Origin of the sequence: Microbacterium sp. NPDC057407, assembly GCF_042803895.1 — a bacterium.
In the GTDB taxonomy this organism is placed as follows: domain Bacteria; phylum Actinomycetota; class Actinomycetes; order Actinomycetales; family Microbacteriaceae; genus Microbacterium.
Map to the genome: position 1 here is coordinate 138,819 of NZ_JBHVCA010000006.1, position 18,514 is coordinate 157,332.

Here is an 18,514-nt window from a genome sequence, read left to right on the forward strand (position 1 = left end):
CGGATGCCGCGGCCGGTCTGACCCGACCGGTCAGACCCGCCCGTTCAGGCGAGCCCGCCGTCGATGGACCGGCTGTAGTCGGCGGGGTCTTCGGGGACGAGCACCTCGGTGTCGCGGTTCAGGCTCTGGCCGCGGAAGAACGGCTTCGACCGCGGGAAGAGGAACCACAGGAACATCAGCACGACCCCGATGGCGAGCGCGCCGATGCCCATGACGAACGTGCCGCCGATGCCGAGGAGCACGGTGTACCCGTAGTCCACGTCGTACATGTCGATCGCCGACTGGATGAACGCGTAGGTGAGCATGCCGGCCCCGAGGAGCGGGAACAGGAAGCGGTAGAGGAAGTTCCGCGGCGAGTCGAACAGCTCACGGCGGAAGTACCAGACGCAGGCGTAGCCGGTGATGGCGTAGTAGAACGCGATCGCGAGACCGAGGGACAGGATGGAGTCCTGGAGGATGTTTTCGCTGATCAGCGTGAGTCCGACGTAGTACACGATGGCCACGATCCCCATGACCAGCGTCGAGAACGAGGGCGTCTTGTAGCGCGGGTGGACGGTCGCGAAGCGCCGCGGCAGCGCCTTGTACGCGGCCATGGCGAGCGTGCCGCGGGCGGTGGGCAGGATCGTCGTCTGGGTCGACGAGATCGCGGAGATCATCACGGCCACGACGAGCACCCAGCCGAGCGGGCCGAGGAGCCCGTCCTTGATGGCGAGGAAGAAGTCGTCGGCGTTGGCATCGTTCCCTAGCCCGGTGCCGGTGTCGCCGAGACCGGCGTACATCATCGCCGCCACGGTCACGCCGACGTAGGTGACCAGCAGGATCACGGTGGTGAGCAGCGCCGCCCGACCGGGGATGCGCGTGGGGTCCTTGGTCTCCTCGTTGAGGGCGAGGCAGGTGTCCCAGCCCCAGTAGATGAACAGCGCGAGGAGGATGGCCTCGACGAAGCCGGACCATTCGGTGAAGGCGAACGGGTTGAACCACGACCAGTCGAAAGGGGTCGGGTCGGGGGCCGATCCGGCGAAGAAATGCCACAGCGCGGCGACGACGAAGATCGCCAGGGCGATGTACTGGATCGCGAGGAGGATGTTCTGGATCCGCTCGCCGATCTCGACGCCGCGCCAGCTGACCCAGGTCATCGCGGCGATGAAGACGACCCCGGTCGCGGTGACGAGGGGCACGTTGTCGGCCAGGAGCGCGCCCTCGGGGTTGCGCACGATCCCGTCGATGAGCGCCCAGAAGTAGATCCCGGCGATCTGCGCCAGGTTGGCGAGGACGACCATGCCGGCCACCGCGACACCCCACCCGCCCAGCCAGCCCACCCAGGGGCCGAACGCCTTGGTGCCCCAGGTGAAGGTGGTGCCGCAGTCGGGCACCGCATTGTTGAGCTCTCGATACGCGAACGCGATGAAGAGCATCGGGATGAAGGCGATGACGAACGCGATGGGCGCCTGTGCGCCGACCGCGAGCACGACGAAGCCGAGCGTGGCGACCAGCGAGTAGACGGGGGCGGTGGAGGCGAGGCCGATGACGGTGGAGCCCCAGAGTCCCAGCGTCCCTGCTGCGAGTCCTTTGCCCTCCGGTCGTGCGAGATCGATCGGGGATGTCGTCATAGAAGGCGACGCTAGGGGCGCGGCCGGGGGCGGTCAAGGTTGCCTGCGGGACGAACCGGCCGGATCTGCCGGGCCGGAAGGACGATGCGCGCGGGCTCGGCTCCCGCGGCGATCAGCCACGCCCGGCCCCGCCCGGGCTCGCAGTAGGGTGGCACCTCGCGGGCACCGGTCAGCAGACGCAGCTCGGGCCCGCAGGTCGCGTCGACGACCAGGTCGTGGTCGCCCCGGACATCGGCCAGCAGCCGCCAGTGCCGCTGCCAGTCGTCCGGTTCCCCGACGACGACGAGCGGATCGCCGGCGACGGGCGGGTCGGTGGCGTAGGCGTCGATGGACACGCACCGGATGCCGCGCTGCTCCCACGCCTCGAGAGCTGCCCGCGCCGCGGGTGACCGTCGGGTCACGAATCCGGTCAGCGGGGACGTCGGCGCCCAGTCGTCGGCGGCGGTCGGCGGAGCCCCCGGCGTGGTGGGCGGTGCGAGCGCCGTCTGCAGCACGATGCCGTCCGCGTCTCCGCGCCCGGGCGGGGCGCCCGCGGCGAACTGCTGGATGTCGCCCCCGGCGGCCAGGTGCTCGGATCGCGTCGGGAACGGCAGGCGCACGCGTCGAGGAAGCAGCTCCATCAGCCGGACGAGGGGTCCGGAGAGCCGGTGCGCCCCCGCGACGACCAGGTATCCGCCGGGGCCCGTTCCGCGGATCACGGTGTCCAGTCGCTCGGCCACGACGTGCGCGTGGTCGGGTGGCAGGCGGGCGGTGAGCGCGTCCAGGTCGTCGATGCAGACCACGGTGCCGGGCGCCGGGGGCTGCGCGACGAGTGCGGCTGCGGCATCCCATACCCCCTCGGGCTCGGCCGGGAATCGAAGCGCGTCGGACCCCGCCTGAGCGGCGATCAGCTCGACCGCATTCGTGACGCCCGAGCGCGGCCCGCCGACGATCAGCACCCCACGGTCGGCCGCCTCGATGACGACCGGGGTCTGCCGTTGCAGATCGGGCTCGTCTCCGAGCCCCAGGAGCAGGCCGCCGGGAGCCGCATGCCGCGAGCGCAGGTCGTCGAGCGGAAGGAGCGACGGAAGTGCGGGCAGCCACGGGCGGCGGATCGCGTGCACCTCGGCGTGACCGGATGCCGCGACCACGTCGGTGTCGTCCGAGAGGGCGATGCGCACGCGCTGCGGCGCGGTGTCTCCGGCGCGGCGGACGTACGCGTGCCCGCGACCCGCGGACCCCCCGGGGAGGTGCGCCGCGTCGTCCGCCCCGAGCACGGCGCGGCTGTCGGCGGCGTCGGTGACGCGGAGGCTGATGCGCAGCGGGCAGTTGGCGAGCAGGCTCTCGCGGATGACGCCCGCCGCCCGCTGGGTCCCGATGACGAGGTGGATGCCCAGCGCTCGCCCCCGCGCCGCCACGTCCGTGAACACCGCGTGCAGCTCGGGATGGTCGCCCAGCAGCGCCGCGAACTCGTCGACGACCACGACGAGACGGGGAAGCGACACCCTCGCATCGCGGATGTCGCGCGCGCCGGCGCCGGCGATCGCCCCCTCGCGGGTGCGGATCTCGGCGCGCAGGCTCTCGATCGCCCGACGCGCTCCGGTGCCGTCGAGGTCGGTGATCACCCCGGTCACGTGCGGGACGCCGGTGAGCGCATCGAAGGCCGTACCGCCCTTGAAGTCGGCGAGCAGGAAGACGACATCGCGCGGCGAGTGCGTGCGGCACAGCGAGAGGATCCACGTGATCAGGAGCTCGCTCTTCCCGGACCCGGTCACGCCGGCCACGATCGCGTGCGGGCCGTCGGCGACGAGGTCGACGATCGCCGGGCGCGCACCGTGCCTCCCGAGCACGGCCGGCAGCGACCCGTCCTCTCGCGGACCGGCGTCGTCGACCACCTCCGACAGCGAGATCGCGCCGGCGCTGCCGAGCGCCAGGCCCAGCGTGCGCTCGGCCCGCACTCTCAGGCCGTCGGCGATCGACTCGGCCTGGTCGCGCGCGAGCGCTTCGACGCGCACCGGCGTCGCATGACCCGCGTACTCCAGCCGGGCGACCTCGGGAGAGGACACCGTCAGCACGACGCCGCAGCGCGGCGGCAGCGGCTCACCGGGGAGAGCGCGGGCCACCGCGAGATCGGCCTCGGCGGGCACCGGTTCTCCCGGCCCGACCACCGCGAGAACCCGGGTGCCCGCCGTCGCCGCATGCGGCAGCCGAGCCGCCCAGGCGAGCTCGTCGCCGGAGGCGGTCGCCACCGCGAGCCCGCCCGGAGGCATCGCGAGACAGAGCTGCAGCGTCAGCGCCCGCTGAACCGCCGCGGCGATCACGGGCGGTCCCACCACCACGATGCCGGCCGATGCCGGAACCACCACCGGCGCGTGGGACAGCCGGCCCGCCTGCGCCCGCAGCGCCGCATCCGCATCGTCGCCGAGCCCTCCCGTCACCCGCACCACGCTCGGCACCTCTCCGTCGCCGACGACGAGGGCGTCGAGGCGTTCGGGGGCCGCGCGCCACACGTCGTCGTCGCGCGCGATCAGCGATGCGACATCGGGATGCCGCGCCCACGCGCGCTGTCTTTCGAGCTCGTGTCGCTGCTCGATCGCACGGGAGATGCTGCTTCGCTCACGCTGTGCCTCGGACTCGTGCCGGCGACGCTCTCGGCGAGCGCTGCGCGCGGCGTCGGCGAACGTCGCGGTGGCGATCAGAGGCCCCAGCAGAGCGAGCCAGAGCGACATCGCCGATCCCGTGACGAGCCAGAGGCCGACCGCGCCGAGCAGCGGGACGATCGCCGCCACGACGGGGAGGGCCGGTCGACCCGGCGGCGACCAGGGGGCGGGCAGCGTCAGGGGTTCAGCGAGGTCGCCGATGGCAGGGAACCCCGCTGGCGGGGCCGTCACGGCAGGGGTGGGAGCGAAGCGCACACCTCAGTCGATCGCAGTTCGGCCCGCGGTGCGGAGCGTTCGTATCGGGTCGCGGAGAGAGGCGCTCAGCGGACGGCTGTGGAGGAGCCGGATGCGTCGCCGCTGCGGGGGGCGGTGTCGTCGTTGATGTCGTCGTCGTGCACGTCACCGTCGCCCACATCGAGGACGATGATGGTGATGTTGTCGCGCCCGCCGTTCTCGAGCGCGGCATCGAGCATGGCCTGCACCGCATCGGCCGGGTCGGGGTTCTCGTCGAGGAAGTGACGGATGCCGTAGTCGGTGAGCTCTTTCGTGAGGCCGTCGGAGCAGATCACGAACCGGTCGCCGCGGGCCACGTCGAGCCTGACGTAATCGGGTGTGACGCCTTCGCTCGGTCCGACCGCCCGGGTGATCACGTTGCCGTACGGGTGGTTCTCTGCCTCTTCGGGGCTGAGCCGGCCGGAAGCGATGAGCTCCTGCACGACGGAGTGATCGGTCGTGATCTGGATGATGGAGCCGTCGCGCACGAGGTAGACGCGCGAGTCGCCGATGTTGAGCGTCACCCAGTGGGCGGCGTCTCCGCTGGTGTCGAGGTAGACCCCGGTGAGGGTGGTGCCGGTGCCGTCGTCGGTGGCCTCGGGGTGCGCGGCGATGTCCTTCACGGCTTTCGCGAGGGCCTTCTCGATCGCCTTTGGCGTGACAGCGCCGGACTCGGCCAGCGGCTTCAGCCGGTCGATGGTGCTCGCGCTCGCGATCTCACCGCCGACGTGCCCGCCCATCCCGTCGGCGACGACGAACAGCGGGAACGCCGCGAAGACGGCGTCCTGGTTCACTTCCCGTCGACGGCCGGTGTCGGTCACGGCCGCCCAGGAGAGTTTCAGCGATCCGCCCGGCACGTCTACCGTGCGCGACTGGGTGGATACCTCGGGCACGCCCACGTCCTCCCGATCGACTCTCGCGGGACCAGTCGGCTCGCCGCGTCCTCACATCCTAGTAGGTTCCGGTTCGGCGTCCCCGCCGCCGGGCGCCGCGGGCGTGCCCGACAGCGACGGCGCGACCGCGTCCTCGGCACCCTGCGGGTCGGCGGGCACGTCGGCGCCCATCGGCGCTTCGAACTGCGCGTTGTAGAGGCGCCAGTATGCGCCGTGCGCGGCGAGGAGCTCATCGTGAGTGCCCTGCTCCACGATCGCCCCGTTCTCCATCACGAGAATGAGGTCGGCGTCGCGGATCGTCGACAGCCGGTGCGCGATGACGAACGCCGTGCGGTCCTCGCGCAGCCGCGACATGGCGCGCTGGATGAGCAGCTCGGTCCGCGTGTCGACCGAGCTGGTGGCCTCGTCGAGGATGAGGATCCTGGGGTCGGCGAGGAACGCACGGGCGATCGTGACGAGCTGGCGCTCCCCCACGCTCAGATTCGTCGCCTCGTCGTCGAGGACCGTGTCGTAGCCGTCCGGGAGCGCGTGGACGAAGCGGTCGACGTAGGCGGCGGTGGCCGCGGCGACGATCTCCTCCTCCGAGGCATCCGGGCGCCCGTAGGCGATGTTCTCGCGGATCGTCCCGGAGAACAGCCACGTGTCCTGCAGCACCATCCCGGTGCGCGACCGCAGGTCGTCACGCGTCATCCGCCGCGTATCGACGCCGTCGAGCGAGATGCGGCCGGAGTCGACGTCGTAGAACCGCATGATGAGGTTCACGAGCGTGGTCTTGCCCGCGCCGGTCGGCCCGACGATGGCGACCGTGCTGCCCGGTGCGGCCGCCATCGAGAGATCCTCGATGAGCGGCGTGTCGGCTGTGTAGCGGAACGACACGTCCTCGAAGGCCAGCCGGCTCGCCTGGTCGGGGGCCGTCTGCGGCTCGGCGTCGTCGGGCTGCTCCTCCGGCTCGTCGAGCAGCTCGAAGACGCGCTCGGCGCTGGCGACACCCGACTGCAGCAGGTTCGCCATCGATCCGAGCTGGCTCAGCGGCTGCGTGAACTGGCGCGAGTACTGGATGAACGCCTGCACGTCGCCGATGGAGAGCAGGCCCGCGGCGACCTGCAGGCCACCGACCACCGCGATCGCGACGTAGACCAGGTTCCCGACGAACATCATCGCCGGCATGATGATGCCCGAGACGAACTGGGCGCCGAAGCTCGCACGGTACAGCGCCTCGTTCTCGGCGGCGAAGTCGGCCTCGACCTCTTTCTGGTGCCCGTAGACCTTCACGATGGAGTGACCCGAGAACGTCTCCTCGACGCGCGCGTTCAACACCCCGGTCGAGCGCCACTGCGCCACGAACAGCTTCTGCGACCGCCGTGCGACGACCACCGTGATCAGCAGCGTCAGCGGGATCGTCACGAGGGCGATCACGGCCAGGAGGGGGGAGATCACGAACATCATGACCATCACGCCGATCACGGTCAGCAGCGAGATGACGACCTGCGAGAGCGTCTGCTGCATCGTCTGGCCGATGTTGTCGACGTCGTTCGTGACGCGGCTGAGGAGTTCGCCGCGCTGCACCTTGTCGAAGTACGCCAGCGGCAGCCGATGGACCTTGTCCTCCACCTGCAGCCGCAGGCGGTGCATCGCCCGCTGGACGACGCCGTTCAGGATGCGCGCCTGCAGCCACCCGAACACGCTGGCCAGCACGTACACCGCGAGGACGGCCCCGAGGATCCAGGCCAGCTGCTCGAAGTCCACGCCGGCGCCGGGGGTGAAGTCCATCGAGGCGATCATGTTCGCCTGATCCTGATTGCCCTCGGCGACGAGTTGATCCACGACCTGCTGCTGGGTCACGCCCGCCGGAACCTGCAGCGACACGAAGCCCGCGAAGACCACGTTGGTGGCATTGCCGAGCAGCTTCGGCCCGATGACCGAGAGCGCGACCGAGAGCACCGAGAACACCAGCACCACGATCAGCAGCGGCATGTCGGAGCGGAGCGTCGCGAGCAGCCGCTTGGCGCTCGGCCCGAAGTGCTGCGCTTTCTCGCCGCCGGTGACCTGCCCCATGGGGCCCCGCTGCATCGGCATGCGCTGCATCGGCATGCGGGGCGGGGTCTCCCGCTGCGTGCCGCTCATGCCGCCGCCTCCGCAGCGAGCTGGGATTCGACGATCTCGGCGTACGTCTCGTTCGTCTCCACGAGCTCGTCGTGGGTGCCCACGCCGACCATCCGTCCGTGGTCGAGCACGATGATCTGGTCGGCGTGGCGGATCGTCGAGACGCGCTGGGCGACGACGATCCTCGTGGCGTCGGGCAGCCGGGTGTCCAGAGCGCGCCGGAGCGAGGCATCCGTCCTCAGATCCAGGGCAGAGAACGAGTCGTCGAAGATGTAGATCTCGGGCCGCTTCACCAGGGCGCGCGCGATCGCCAGCCGCTGCCGCTGACCGCCCGAGACGTTCGTGCCGCCCTGGGCGATCGGCGCCTCCAGGCCCTCGGGGAGCGCCTCGACGAAGTCGCGCGCCTGCGCGAGGTCGAGTGCCCGCCAGAGGTCGTCATCGGATGCCTCGGCATCGCCGTATCGGAGGTTCGACGCGATCGTGCCGGAGAAGAGGAACGCCCGCTGCTGCACGAGCCCGATGCGCTGCCACAGCTCGTCGGGGTCGTAGTCGCGCACATCGAGTCCGTCCACCCTGACGGCACCCGCGGTCACGTCGAACAGCCGGGCGACCAGGCCGATGAGCGTCGTCTTGCCCGCGCCGGTCGAGCCGATGATCGCGGTCGTCGTGCCCGGCTCGACGGTGAACGAGATGTCGTGGAGCACCGCCTCGTCGGCACCCGGGTAGGCGAAGTCGACGTGGTCGAACTCGACGCGTCCGGCCGGGACGGGCGCCGGCGCAGCGGCCGCCGGGGCCGACACCGACGGCTGGGTCTCGAGGACCTCGCCGATGCGGTTCGCGCACACGGCGGCGCGCGGGATCATCACGAACATGAAGGTCGCCATCATGACGCCCATCAGGATCTGCATGAGGTACTGCAGGAACGCGAACAGCGTGCCGATCTCGACCCCGTTCTCCTGCACCTGCCACGCGCCGAACCAGATCACCGCGACGCTGGAGACGTTCATCACGAGCATGACGGCGGGGAACATCAGCGCCATGAGATTCCCCGCGCGCAACGCCGTCTCCTGGACGTCGTCGCTCGCGCTCGCGAAGCGGGCCCGCTCCTCGCGCTCCCGCACGAATGCGCGGACCACCCGGATGCCGGTGAGCTGCTCGCGCATGATCTGGTTGACGCGGTCGATCCGCTTCTGCATTCGGGTGAACGCCGGCACCATCCGCCACACGATGAGGCCCACGATCACCAGCAGCACGGGAATCGACACCGCCATCAGCCACGACAGCCCGGCATCCTGGCGGACCGCCATGATCACGCCGCCGATCGCGAGCATCGGGGCCGAGATCATGAGCGTCGCCGACATCTGGACGAGCATCTGCACCTGCTGCACGTCGTTGCTGTTGCGTGTGATGAGCGACGGAGCCCCGAACTGACCCACCTCGCGCTGCGAGAACGCGACGACGCGGTGGAAGAGGTCGGCGCGCAGGTCGCGGCCGAGACCCATCGCCAGGCGGGAGCCGAAGTACACGGCGATGATGGCGCACACGATCTGCACGAGGCTGACGGCGAGCATCACCCCGCCGGTCTCCCAGATGTACGGGATGTCGCCCGTGACGACGCCGTTGTCGATGATGTTCGCGTTGAGGGTCGGCAGCAGCAAGGACGCGATCGACTGCGCCAGCTGGAACACGACCACGGCGATGATGAGCGCCCACGCGGGCCGCAGGTAGCGCGCCAGCAGCTTTCCCAGCACGGTGATCCTTCCCGTGCGCCCGCCCGCCGCGGTCCGCGTCAGCGGTGTCGCACAGACTGCGACGCTACGCCGGGCGGGCCAGCGGTGACAAACCTCGCGCGTACGCCCTGGGCGAACCGGTGCGCGAGCCGCTGCGGATGCCGGTCAGACGCGCGCTCCGGGGTCGTCGGGCAGCGGGAACAGCGCGTCGATCGCGGCGATGTCGTCGGGGGTCGGCTCCCACGCGGTCGCGGCGGCGGCGTTCGCCCGCACCTGCTCGGGACTGGTGGCACCCGCGATCACGCTCGCCAGCGGGGGCCAGGCCAGCAGCCACCCGAAGGTGGTCTCGAGCATGGTGATCCCGCGCTCGGCGCAGAAGGCCGCGTACGCCTCGAGGGCATCCCACGGCGCCTCCTGCCACACGTGCTGGCGCTGCCGCATGATCCGCGTGTCGGCGGGGGCGTGATCGCGGCTGAACTTGCCGGTGAGCAGCCCGTTGTGCAGCGGGAAGTAGGGGAAGAAGCCGAGCCCGAACCGCTCGACCGCCGGAAGCACCTCGCGCTCGGCGGCGCGGGCGAGCAGGCTGTAGTGGTTCTGCGCCGAGACGAACGGCACGCCGGAGCGCTCCGCGGCGACGTAGTGCGCTTCGGCGATCTGCCAGCCGGCGAGGTTGGAGTGACCGATGTAGCGCACCTTGCCCTCGCGCACGAGGTCGCCGAGCACGTCGAGCGTCTCTTCGATGGGGGTGTGCGGGTCGGGCGTGTGCAGCTGGTACAGGTCGATCCAGTCGGTCTGGAGTCGGGTGAGGGATGCCTCGACCGCGCGACGCACGTACGACCGTGACGCCTTCGACCCGGCGGCGGGATACCCCATGTCTCGGCCGAAGTGACCGAACTTCGTGGCGAGCACCACCTGGTCGCGGCGCCCCTTCAGCGCCTCTCCCATGAGGGTCTCGGACAGACCCGGCTCCTTGCCGTACATGTCGGCGGTGTCGAGGAACGTCACGCCGGACTCGATCGCGGCGTCGAGGACGTCTCGCGTGCCCGCGAGCGTCTCGGTGCGGGTGCCCGGGCGGCCGAAGTTGTTGCAGCCGAGCCCGACGGCCGAGACGAGCAGGCCGGACGCGCCGACGCGGCGAAGCGGAACGGGAGGTTCGGTGGTCATCCCTCCACGTTAGCCGGACGACGAAGACCCCTCGCCGGGGCGAGGGGTCTTCGTGTGAATGGGTCAGGCCCGGGGCGCGTCGGGTCCGGCGGGCGGCTCCGTCGCGGGGGGCTCCGTCGCGGGGGGCTCCGTCGTCGGCGGCTCGGCCGCGGGCGGGGTGGCGGCCGGCGGGGTCGCGGGAGGCGTCACCGGAGGCTCGGCCGCCGCCGGCGGCGTGGACGACACGGGAGGTGCGGGCGGTGCGGCGGGAGGCGCGGGCGGCGGCGTGTAGCCGGCGGGCGGCTGATAGCCGGCCGCGGGTGCGTAACCGGCCGGCGCGGTCGCCGGGTTCGACGGGTAGCCGCCGGCCGGCACCTGGTTCGGGACACCCGACCACGTCGTGTTGTCGGCGAGGAAGTTCCCGGCCCACGGGGCCGCGGGGATGGCGGTGTTCCAGCGCGAACGGTCGAACGCGTTGATGCCGAGCCAGACGATGGGGAGGAAGAAGTAGAGGATGAGCCACACGGCTTCCTTCTGCAGCTTCAGTCCGACGCGCCAGGCCGCGAGCAGGGTGTAGATGAACGCGGCGAGCGGGAACAGACCGCCGATGACGGGAACCCAGCTGAGCACGATGCTCGCACCCCACAGGATCAGCAGCCACCACGGATTGAGATCGCCGAGCTTCACGAAGATCAGCGTGTTGTAGACAGGGACCCACGCGCGCCACTTGCCCTGCACGCCGGCCTTCTCGAAGATCTTCATCAGGAACCACGACGTGAGCACGTAGCCCGCGATGGCGAGGATGAAGAGCAGGGGCGCCAGGACGAGCCAGAAGGCGATCAGCCCCCCGACTCCGTAGTCGTCGTCGTACATGAACGTCCTCTCCGGAACGATCGTCGATGCACGCATCGAGCGGGGCGCCACGCCCCGCGCCACACATGCTAGCGACGCGTCCGCGCGCGTGTCAGCAGGAAAAGGGCGTTTCGGGGGCTGACCCCCGCAGAGCCGGTGGATAGCCTGAGTCCCATGAGCGACTCCACTCCCCCCGTCCCGCCGCTGCCCGACCGGTCCGCCGCGGAGGCGGCACGGGTGACCGAGCCGGCGGCCACGACGCCGGCCTATGACCCGGCGACCGATCCCGACAACACGGGGGTGCCGACCTCGCTGGGCGACGATGCCACCGCGATCGGCCGCGGTTTCTTCGCTGCACTGTTCGACCTGAGCTTCCGCACGTTCATCACGCGTCGCCTGGCGAGCGTGTTCTACCTGGTGGGTCTGATCGCCATCGCCATCGGCTTCATCGTGTACCTGGTGAACGGGATCGTGGGCGGAGTCTCGCTGCTCTGGTACAACACCGGCGCGGGGATCACCGCGATCATCGCGACGGTCATCATCGTCCCGTTGGTGGCATTCATCGCGATCATCGCGCTGCGGTTCATCATCGAGGCGGTGGTCGCCCTCATCGCGATCGCGGAGAACACCGAGCGCACGGCGCAGCACACGCGCCGCTGACCCTTCCCGCGGGCCGGCTCAGGCGAAGAGTTGGAGTTCGCCGGCGTCGCCCGGCTGCACGCGAAGGCCCGCGGCATCCGCCCACCGTACGAAGCCGTCCCGCGACGCCACTCGCGGGCGTTCCTCGGCGAGCCGGCGCACGAGGGCGCCCTTGGCGTGCTTGTTGAAGTGGTTGAGGGCGCGAACGGCACCGCCCGCTCCCTCGGCGACCACCCGGACGTACGCCGACGGTGTCGTGGCCGGCACGGGTCCCAGGGCCACGTAGGCCTCGGAGCGCAGGTCGAGCACGAATCTCGGCTGTTCCGCCGCGAGGGCGGTGGTCACGGCATCCGCCCACCATCGCTTGAGCGAAGGAAGACCGGGAAGCGACGCGGCGGCGCCCAGTCGGTAGGCGGGGATGGGGTCGAGCGCTCCGACGGGTCCGAACGGGGCCGAGTGCACGAGGACGTGGGCTCCCAGCCAGCGGCGGGCGGCGGCGGGGAGGGATGCGGCGTCCAGCGCGTCGAACAGGACGCCGGTGTAGCGGTCGACCGCCGGCATCGTGGGCGCCTCGCGCAGGGCCGCGTTGACGGCGATCTCGCCGCGCTGGCCGGTGCTGAGCTTCAGAACCCGCGCGCTCTCGTCTTCGTCCGCTGCGAGCGACACCAGCGCGTCGATGACGGCTTCCCGCTGCGGGGACAGCGAGGGGAGGGCGAGGGATGCCGGGTCCAGAGGCCGGCCGCGCCCGCCGGGGCGTTTGGTCTCGGAGGGCGGCAGGAGGATGAGCATGGTGTCTTCCGGGGGGGCCGTTGGGGCGGGTGCGCTGCGCTGCGGGTTTCGATGGAGAGACGAAACGCCCCGGATCCGCGGACGGATCGGGGGCGTTTCGGTCTACGAGGTCAGGAGATCAGCGCCGCGTTGCCGGCGACGATGGTGAGGTCGTCGCCTTCCATGGAGAGGAAGCCGTCCTGCGCGTTCGCGATGATCTTCGTGCCGGAGGTTTCGGTGATGCGCACCTGGCCTTCGGCGAGGATCGCGAGCACCGGCTCGTGTCCGGTCATGAAGCCGATCTCGCCCTCGACGGTCTTCGCGACGACGAGCGACGCCTCTCCCGACCAGACCTCCGCGTCGGCGGAGACGAGACTCACGTTGAGCGGCATGATCAGCCGTTCTCCTTCTGGATGCGAGCCCACGCCTCTTCGACGTCGGAGATGCCGCCGACGTTGAAGAACGCCTGCTCGGCGACGTGGTCGAAGTCGCCGCGGACGATCGCGTCGAACGACTCGATGGTCTCCTTGATCGGGACCGTGGAGCCCTCGACACCGGTGAACTTCTTCGCCATGTAGGTGTTCTGCGAGAGGAACTGCTGGATGCGGCGCGCGCGGGCGACGACGACCTTGTCTTCCTCGGAGAGCTCGTCGACACCGAGGATCGCGATGATCTCCTGCAGCTCCTTGTTCTTCTGCAGGATCTGCTTCACGGCGGTGGCCACGCGGTAGTGGTCCTCGCCGATGTAGCGCGGGTCGAGGATGCGGCTCGTCGAGGCGAGCGGGTCGACGGCGGGGTACAGACCCTTCGACGCGATCTCACGCGAGAGCTCGGTGGTGGCGTCGAGGTGGGCGAACGTGGTCGCCGGCGCCGGGTCGGTGTAGTCGTCGGCGGGCACGTAGATCGCCTGCAGCGAGGTGATCGAGTGGCCGCGGGTCGAAGTGATGCGCTCCTGCAGGATGCCCATCTCGTCGGCCAGGTTGGGCTGGTAGCCCACCGCGGACGGCATGCGGCCGAGCAGCGTCGACACTTCGGAGCCCGCCTGCGTGAAGCGGAAGATGTTGTCGATGAAGAGCAGCACGTCCTGCTTCTGCACGTCGCGGAAGTACTCCGCCATCGTGAGGGCCGACAGGGCGACGCGCAGACGCGTGCCCGGCGGCTCGTCCATCTGGCCGAAGACGAGGGCGGTCTTGTCGAAGACGCCCGCCTCTTCCATCTCGTGGATCAGGTCGTTGCCCTCACGGGTGCGCTCGCCGACACCGGCGAACACCGACACACCGCCGTGGTCCTGCGCGACGCGCTGGATCATCTCCTGGATGAGGACGGTCTTGCCGACGCCCGCACCGCCGAAGAGGCCGATCTTGCCACCCTGCACGTACGGGGTGAGCAGGTCGATGACCTTGATGCCGGTCTCGAACATCTGGGTCTTCGACTCGAGCTGGTCGAAGTTCGGGGCCTTGCGGTGGATGCCCCAGCGCTCGGTGACCTCGATGGTCTCGCCCGGCTCGGCGTTGAGCACCTCGCCGGTCACGTTGAAGACCTTGCCCTTGGTGACGTCGCCGACGGGGACCGTGATGGGGCCGCCGGTGTCGCGCACCTCCTGGCCGCGGACCATGCCGTCGGTCGGCTTGAGGGAGATGGCGCGGACCAGGTCGTCACCGAGGTGCTGGGCGACCTCGAGGGTGATCTCGGTCGACTCGCCTTCGATGGTGATGGTGGTCTTGAGCGCGTTGTAGATGTCGGGCAGCGAGTCGTGCGGGAACTCGACGTCGACGACCGGACCGGTCACGCGCGCGACGCGGCCGACGACCGCGGTCTCGGTCTTCTCTGCGGTGAGGCTCATGGCTTCTTCTCTTTCGTGTGGTCTATTTGCCCGACGCCAGGGCGTCGGCGCCGCCGACGATCTCGGCGATCTGCTGAGTGATCTCGGCCTGGCGGGCGTTGTTGCGCAGGCGCGTGTAGTCGGTGATGAGCTTGTCGGCATTGTCGCTGGCCGACTTCATCGCCTTCTGGGTGGCGGCGTGCTTGGCGGCCGACGACTGCAGAAGGGCGTTGAAGACGCGGCTCTGGATGTACACCGGCAGGAGCGCGTCGAGCACCGTCTCGGCGTCCGGCTCGAACTCGTACAGCGGGTACACCTGAGCGGACTCGTCGGCCTCGGCCTCGACGACCTCGAGGGGAAGCAGGCGCACCTGCTCGGGCGACTGCGTCATCATGCTGACGAAGCGGTTGTAGACGAGGTGGATCTCGTCGACCCCGCCGTCTTCGCCGCCCCGGTCGTACGCGTCGAGCAGTGTCGCCGCGATCTCCTCGGCCGTGTGGAAGTGCGGGGTGTCGGTGTCACCCGTCCACTCGGCCGCGGCCTCCATCCGGCGGAACTGGAAGTACCCGACCGCCTTGCGGCCGATGAGGTAGTACACCGGCTCCTTGCCCTGCTCGCGCAGCAGCTGCGCGAGCTCGAGGCCTTCGCGGAGGATCTGCGAGTTGAACGCGCCCGCGAGACCGCGGTCGGAGGAGAAGATCACGACGGCGGAGCGGCGGATCGTCTCTCGTTCGACGGTCAGCGGGTGATCGACGTTCGAGTGCGTCGCCACGGCGGAGACGGCCCGCGTCACGGCCCGCGCGAAGGGCGACGACGCGCGCACACGCGCCATCGCCTTCTGGATGCGCGAAGCCGCGATGAGCTCCATCGCCTTCGTGATCTTCTTGGTCGTCTGAGCAGAACTGATCTTCTGCTTGTAGACCCGCAGTTGTGCGCCCATGGTTCCTGTCCGGCTCCGCCTTAGCGGCGACCCTTGACGATCTTCTCCTGGTTCACGTCGTCGGCCTCGGCCGCCGCGACCTCTTCGTGCCCGGGCTTGCCGATGGCCTGGCCCTTGCCGGCCTGGAACTCGAGGACGAACTCGTCGATCTTCGCGCCCAGCTGCGCCGCGGTGTCGTCGTCGAGGACGTTGGTGTCGCGCAGGGTGTCGAGGATCGTCGTGTTGCGACGGAGGTAGTCGAGCAGCTCGCGCTCGAACGACAGCACGTCTTCGACCTCGATCGAGTCGAGCTTGCCGTTGGTGCCGGCCCAGATCGAGACGACCTGCTCCTCGACCGGGTACGGGGAGTACTGCGGCTGCTTGAGGAGCTCGGTGAGGCGGGCACCGCGAGCGAGCTGGCGACGCGACGCGGCGTCGAGGTCGGACGCGAACATCGCGAACGCCTCGAGCGAGCGGTACTGCGACAGCTCGAGCTTGAGCGTGCCGGAGACCTTCTTGATCGACTTGACCTGTGCGTCACCGCCGACTCGCGACACCGAGATGCCGACGTCGACAGCGGGACGCTGGTTGGCGTTGAACAGGTCGGACTGCAGGAAGATCTGGCCGTCGGTGATCGAGATGACGTTCGTCGGGATGTAGGCCGACACGTCGTTCGCCTTTGTCTCGATGATCGGCAGACCGGTCATCGACCCCGCACCCAGCTCGTCCGAGAGCTTCGCGCAGCGCTCGAGCAGACGCGAGTGCAGGTAGAAGACGTCACCGGGGTACGCCTCGCGGCCCGGCGGGCGGCGGAGCAGCAGCGACACGGCGCGGTAGGCCTCGGCCTGCTTCGACAGGTCGTCGAAGATGATGAGGACGTGCTTGCCGTCGTACATCCAGTGCTGGCCGATGGCCGAGCCGGTGTACGGAGCCAGGTACTTGAAGCCGGCCGGGTCGGAGGCGGGAGCGGCGACGATGGTGGTGTACTCCATGGCGCCGGCCTCTTCGAGCGCGCCCTTCACGGAGGCGATCGTCGAGCCCTTCTGACCGATGGCGACGTAGATGCAGCGCACCTGCTTGGTCGGGTCGCCCGACTCCCAGTTGGCCCGCTGGTTGATGATCGTGTCGAGAGCGATCGCGGTCTTGCCGGTCTGGCGGTCGCCGATGATGAGCTGACGCTGGCCGCGGCCGACGGGGATCATGGCGTCGATCGCCTTGATGCCGGTCTGCAGGGGCTCGTGCACCGACTTGCGCTGCATGACGCCGGGCGCCTGGAGCTCGAGTGCGCGGCGGCCCTCGATGCCGGTGATCTCGCCGAGACCGTCGATGGGGTTGCCGAGCGGGTCGATGACGCGGCCGAGGTAGCCCTCGCCGACGGGGACCGAGAGGACCTCGCCGGTGCGGGTGACGGGCTGGCCGGCTTCGATGCCCGAGAACTCGCCGAGGACGACGACACCGATCTCGTGCTCGTCCAGGTTCTGGGCGAGGCCGAGCGTGCCGTCCTCGAACGTCACGAGCTCGTTCGCCATGACGCCGGGAAGACCCTCGACGTGCGCGATGCCGTCGGCGGCGTCGATGACGGTGCCGACTTCGGTCGCCGCCGCGCCGGTGGGCTCGTAGGCGGCGACGAAGTCCTTCAGCGCGTCACGGATGACGTCGGGGCTGATTGAGAGATCTGCCATTGTTTTCCTTCGTTCATGGGGCCTCGGCCCCGAAGTCTCCGCCTCGCGGCGGGAAGTCTGTTAGCCGGCCAGCCGCTGACGCAGGTCGGCCAGGCGCGACGAGACGCTCGCGTCGATGACGTCGTCGGCGATCTGCACGCGCAGGCCTCCGACCACGGTCTCGTCCACGACGGTGTTCAGCGACACGGCGGTGCCGTAGCGCTTCGACAGTGCCGCGGCGAGACGCTCGGTCTGCGCGGCATTGAGCGGCGTCGCGGCGAAGACGGTCGCCACCTTCCGCCCGCGCTGGTCGGCGACGACCTTCGTCGCACGCGACAGCAGCTGCCGTACGCGCCGCTCCCGCGGCTGCTGGACGAGGGATGCCGCGATCAGCGTGGTCGCGCGGCTGGCGCGCCCACCGAGAAGCTTCTCGACCAGGGCTCCCTTGGCGTCGGCGTTGCCGAGCCGGCTGCCGAGAGCGAGCTCGAGCTCGGGGTTCTCGGCCACCGTGCGCGAGAAGCGGAACAGCTCCTCTTCGACGTCGGCCGTCGGCTCGGCGAGCGCTGCGGCGCGGACGGCGAGCTCTTCGATGCCGTCGACGAGTTCGGCAGCCGACGACCAGCGCTGCGAGACCACGGTGGTCAGCAGTGACGCGGTCGCGGGCTTCACCGCCCGGCCGAAGACGGCGGCCACGACCTGCCGGCGCGCGTCGACGGGGGCGGCCGAGTCGGCCAGCGCGCCGCTCAGCTGCGACGAGTCGCCCACGGCCCGCGCGGCGGCGAAGAGCTCGCCCGCCACGTCGAGGTCGATGCCCGACGTGGCGTCGAGCGCCTGCGTCGTCGCCGCGATGGCCTGAGTGGTCGCGCTGCCCATTACGCCCTCGGTCCCTGAGGCTGCCCGGCAGCCTCGGCCTCGGATGCCTCGAGCTCGGCGAGGAAGCGGTCGACGACGGCCTGGGCCTTCTTGTCGTCGGACAGCGTCTCGCCGATCACACCGCCGGCGAGGTCGAGGGCGAGCGTGCCCACCTCGCTGCGCAGCGACACGAGGGCCGTCTGGCGCTCGGCTTCGATCTGCGCGTGAGCGGTCGACGTGAGGCGCGCGGCCTCGGCGGATGCCGTCTCCTTCGCCTCGGCGACGATCTTGCGGCCGTCCTCACGGGCGGCGTCGCGGATCTCACCGGCCTCGCGGCGGGCGTCGGCGAGCTGAGCGGTGTACTCCTCGAGCGCCGCCTCGGCCTTGCGCTGAGCCTCGTCGGCCTTGGCGATGTTGCCCTCGATGGCAGCGGAGCGCTCGTCGAGCAGCTTCTTCATCCGGGGAAGGGCGACCCTCCAGAAGATGACGAGAATGACGATGAAGCACACCGACGACCAGATGATGTCGTACCAGGCGGGGATGAGAGGGTTGTGCGCTTCCGCAGCACCCTCTTCCGCGGCGTACGCGACAAGAGCGTTCAGCATCCTGT

15 protein-coding genes are annotated in these 18,514 nt (G+C 70.2%); 1 reads left to right on the forward strand and 14 read right to left on the reverse strand.

What is annotated here, in order from left to right; genetic code table 11:
- Positions 1–44: 44 nt before the first annotated feature.
- The 7 genes from ACFUTX_RS15015 to ACFUTX_RS15045 form a co-directional block, all read right to left on the reverse strand.
- Positions 45–1,610: an APC family permease gene (locus ACFUTX_RS15015; protein ID WP_378866360.1), complete on the reverse strand. Its 1,566-nt coding sequence runs from the start codon at positions 1,608–1,610 to the stop codon at positions 45–47.
- Positions 1,611–1,621: 11 nt separating this feature from the next.
- On the reverse strand, positions 1,622–4,480 hold the full coding sequence (locus ACFUTX_RS15020) for an FtsK/SpoIIIE domain-containing protein (RefSeq protein WP_378866362.1): 2,859 nt from the start codon (positions 4,478–4,480) through the stop codon (positions 1,622–1,624).
- 89 nt (positions 4,481–4,569) lie between these two features.
- A complete protein-coding gene (locus ACFUTX_RS15025; RefSeq protein ID WP_378866365.1) occupies positions 4,570–5,415 on the reverse strand; it encodes a PP2C family protein-serine/threonine phosphatase in 846 nt (281 codons plus the stop codon).
- 51 nt (positions 5,416–5,466) lie between these two features.
- Entirely contained in the window at positions 5,467–7,539 is a 2,073-nt protein-coding gene (locus ACFUTX_RS15030; RefSeq protein WP_378866368.1) for an ABC transporter ATP-binding protein, read from the reverse strand.
- Positions 7,536–9,269 carry an ABC transporter ATP-binding protein gene (locus ACFUTX_RS15035; RefSeq protein ID WP_378866371.1) on the reverse strand — a complete coding sequence of 578 codons (1,734 nt, stop codon included), beginning with the start codon at positions 9,267–9,269 and terminating at the stop codon, positions 7,536–7,538. The genes ACFUTX_RS15030 and ACFUTX_RS15035 overlap by 4 nt, the downstream gene beginning before the upstream one ends.
- 144 nt (positions 9,270–9,413) lie before the next feature.
- Positions 9,414–10,412: an aldo/keto reductase gene (locus tag ACFUTX_RS15040; protein ID WP_378866374.1), complete on the reverse strand. Its 999-nt coding sequence runs from the start codon at positions 10,410–10,412 to the stop codon at positions 9,414–9,416.
- Positions 10,413–10,475: 63 nt separating this feature from the next.
- A complete protein-coding gene (locus tag ACFUTX_RS15045) occupies positions 10,476–11,264 on the reverse strand; it encodes a large exoprotein (protein ID WP_378866376.1) in 789 nt (262 codons plus the stop codon).
- Between the two features lie 153 nt (positions 11,265–11,417).
- Between ACFUTX_RS15045 and ACFUTX_RS15050 the strand changes: the two genes are divergently transcribed.
- On the forward strand, positions 11,418–11,903 hold the full coding sequence (locus tag ACFUTX_RS15050; RefSeq protein WP_378866379.1) for a DUF4282 domain-containing protein: 486 nt from the start codon (positions 11,418–11,420) through the stop codon (positions 11,901–11,903).
- Positions 11,904–11,921: 18 nt separating this feature from the next.
- On the opposite strand, the gene ACFUTX_RS15055 is transcribed toward ACFUTX_RS15050, so the two are convergent.
- The 7 genes from ACFUTX_RS15055 to ACFUTX_RS15085 form a co-directional block, all read right to left on the reverse strand.
- The gene (locus ACFUTX_RS15055; protein ID WP_378866382.1) at positions 11,922–12,671 is read right to left on the reverse strand and encodes a YaaA family protein; all 750 of its coding nucleotides are present in this window, start codon (positions 12,669–12,671) and stop codon (positions 11,922–11,924) included.
- A 110-nt stretch (positions 12,672–12,781) separates the two neighbouring features.
- A complete protein-coding gene (locus tag ACFUTX_RS15060) occupies positions 12,782–13,042 on the reverse strand; it encodes a F0F1 ATP synthase subunit epsilon (RefSeq protein ID WP_378811590.1) in 261 nt (86 codons plus the stop codon).
- Positions 13,043–13,044: 2 nt separating this feature from the next.
- A complete protein-coding gene (atpD, locus tag ACFUTX_RS15065) occupies positions 13,045–14,493 on the reverse strand; it encodes a F0F1 ATP synthase subunit beta (RefSeq protein WP_378866384.1) in 1,449 nt (482 codons plus the stop codon).
- 22 nt (positions 14,494–14,515) lie between these two features.
- Entirely contained in the window at positions 14,516–15,412 is an 897-nt protein-coding gene (locus tag ACFUTX_RS15070; RefSeq protein WP_378866387.1) for a F0F1 ATP synthase subunit gamma, read from the reverse strand.
- A 20-nt stretch (positions 15,413–15,432) separates the two neighbouring features.
- Positions 15,433–17,073, reverse strand: a complete 1,641-nt coding sequence (atpA, locus tag ACFUTX_RS15075; protein ID WP_378866390.1) for a F0F1 ATP synthase subunit alpha — start codon at positions 17,071–17,073, stop codon at positions 15,433–15,435.
- 60 nt (positions 17,074–17,133) lie between these two features.
- Complete coding sequence (locus ACFUTX_RS15080) at positions 17,134–17,925, reverse strand: F0F1 ATP synthase subunit delta (RefSeq protein ID WP_378866393.1); 792 nt, start codon at positions 17,923–17,925, stop codon at positions 17,134–17,136.
- The gene (locus ACFUTX_RS15085; protein ID WP_378866396.1) at positions 17,925–18,509 is read right to left on the reverse strand and encodes a F0F1 ATP synthase subunit B; all 585 of its coding nucleotides are present in this window, start codon (positions 18,507–18,509) and stop codon (positions 17,925–17,927) included. The genes ACFUTX_RS15080 and ACFUTX_RS15085 overlap by 1 nt, the downstream gene beginning before the upstream one ends.
- Positions 18,510–18,514: the final 5 nt, after the last annotated feature.

Coding starts and splice junctions, on each gene's coding strand:
- ACFUTX_RS15015 (WP_378866360.1), bottom strand. CDS start 1,610: ATGACGACATCCCCGATCGATCTCGCACGACCGGAGGGCAAAGGACTC.
- ACFUTX_RS15030 (WP_378866368.1), bottom strand. CDS start 7,539: ATGAGCGGCACGCAGCGGGAGACCCCGCCCCGCATGCCGATGCAGCGC.
- ACFUTX_RS15040 (WP_378866374.1), bottom strand. CDS start 10,412: ATGACCACCGAACCTCCCGTTCCGCTTCGCCGCGTCGGCGCGTCCGGC.
- ACFUTX_RS15045 (WP_378866376.1), bottom strand. CDS start 11,264: ATGTACGACGACGACTACGGAGTCGGGGGGCTGATCGCCTTCTGGCTC.
- ACFUTX_RS15050 (WP_378866379.1), top strand. CDS start 11,418: ATGAGCGACTCCACTCCCCCCGTCCCGCCGCTGCCCGACCGGTCCGCC.
- ACFUTX_RS15055 (WP_378866382.1), bottom strand. CDS start 12,671: ATGCTCATCCTCCTGCCGCCCTCCGAGACCAAACGCCCCGGCGGGCGC.
- ACFUTX_RS15060 (WP_378811590.1), bottom strand. CDS start 13,042: ATGCCGCTCAACGTGAGTCTCGTCTCCGCCGACGCGGAGGTCTGGTCG.
- atpD (WP_378866384.1), bottom strand. CDS start 14,493: ATGAGCCTCACCGCAGAGAAGACCGAGACCGCGGTCGTCGGCCGCGTC.
- ACFUTX_RS15070 (WP_378866387.1), bottom strand. CDS start 15,412: ATGGGCGCACAACTGCGGGTCTACAAGCAGAAGATCAGTTCTGCTCAG.
- atpA (WP_378866390.1), bottom strand. CDS start 17,073: ATGGCAGATCTCTCAATCAGCCCCGACGTCATCCGTGACGCGCTGAAG.
- ACFUTX_RS15080 (WP_378866393.1), bottom strand. CDS start 17,925: ATGGGCAGCGCGACCACTCAGGCCATCGCGGCGACGACGCAGGCGCTC.
- ACFUTX_RS15085 (WP_378866396.1), bottom strand. CDS start 18,509: ATGCTGAACGCTCTTGTCGCGTACGCCGCGGAAGAGGGTGCTGCGGAA.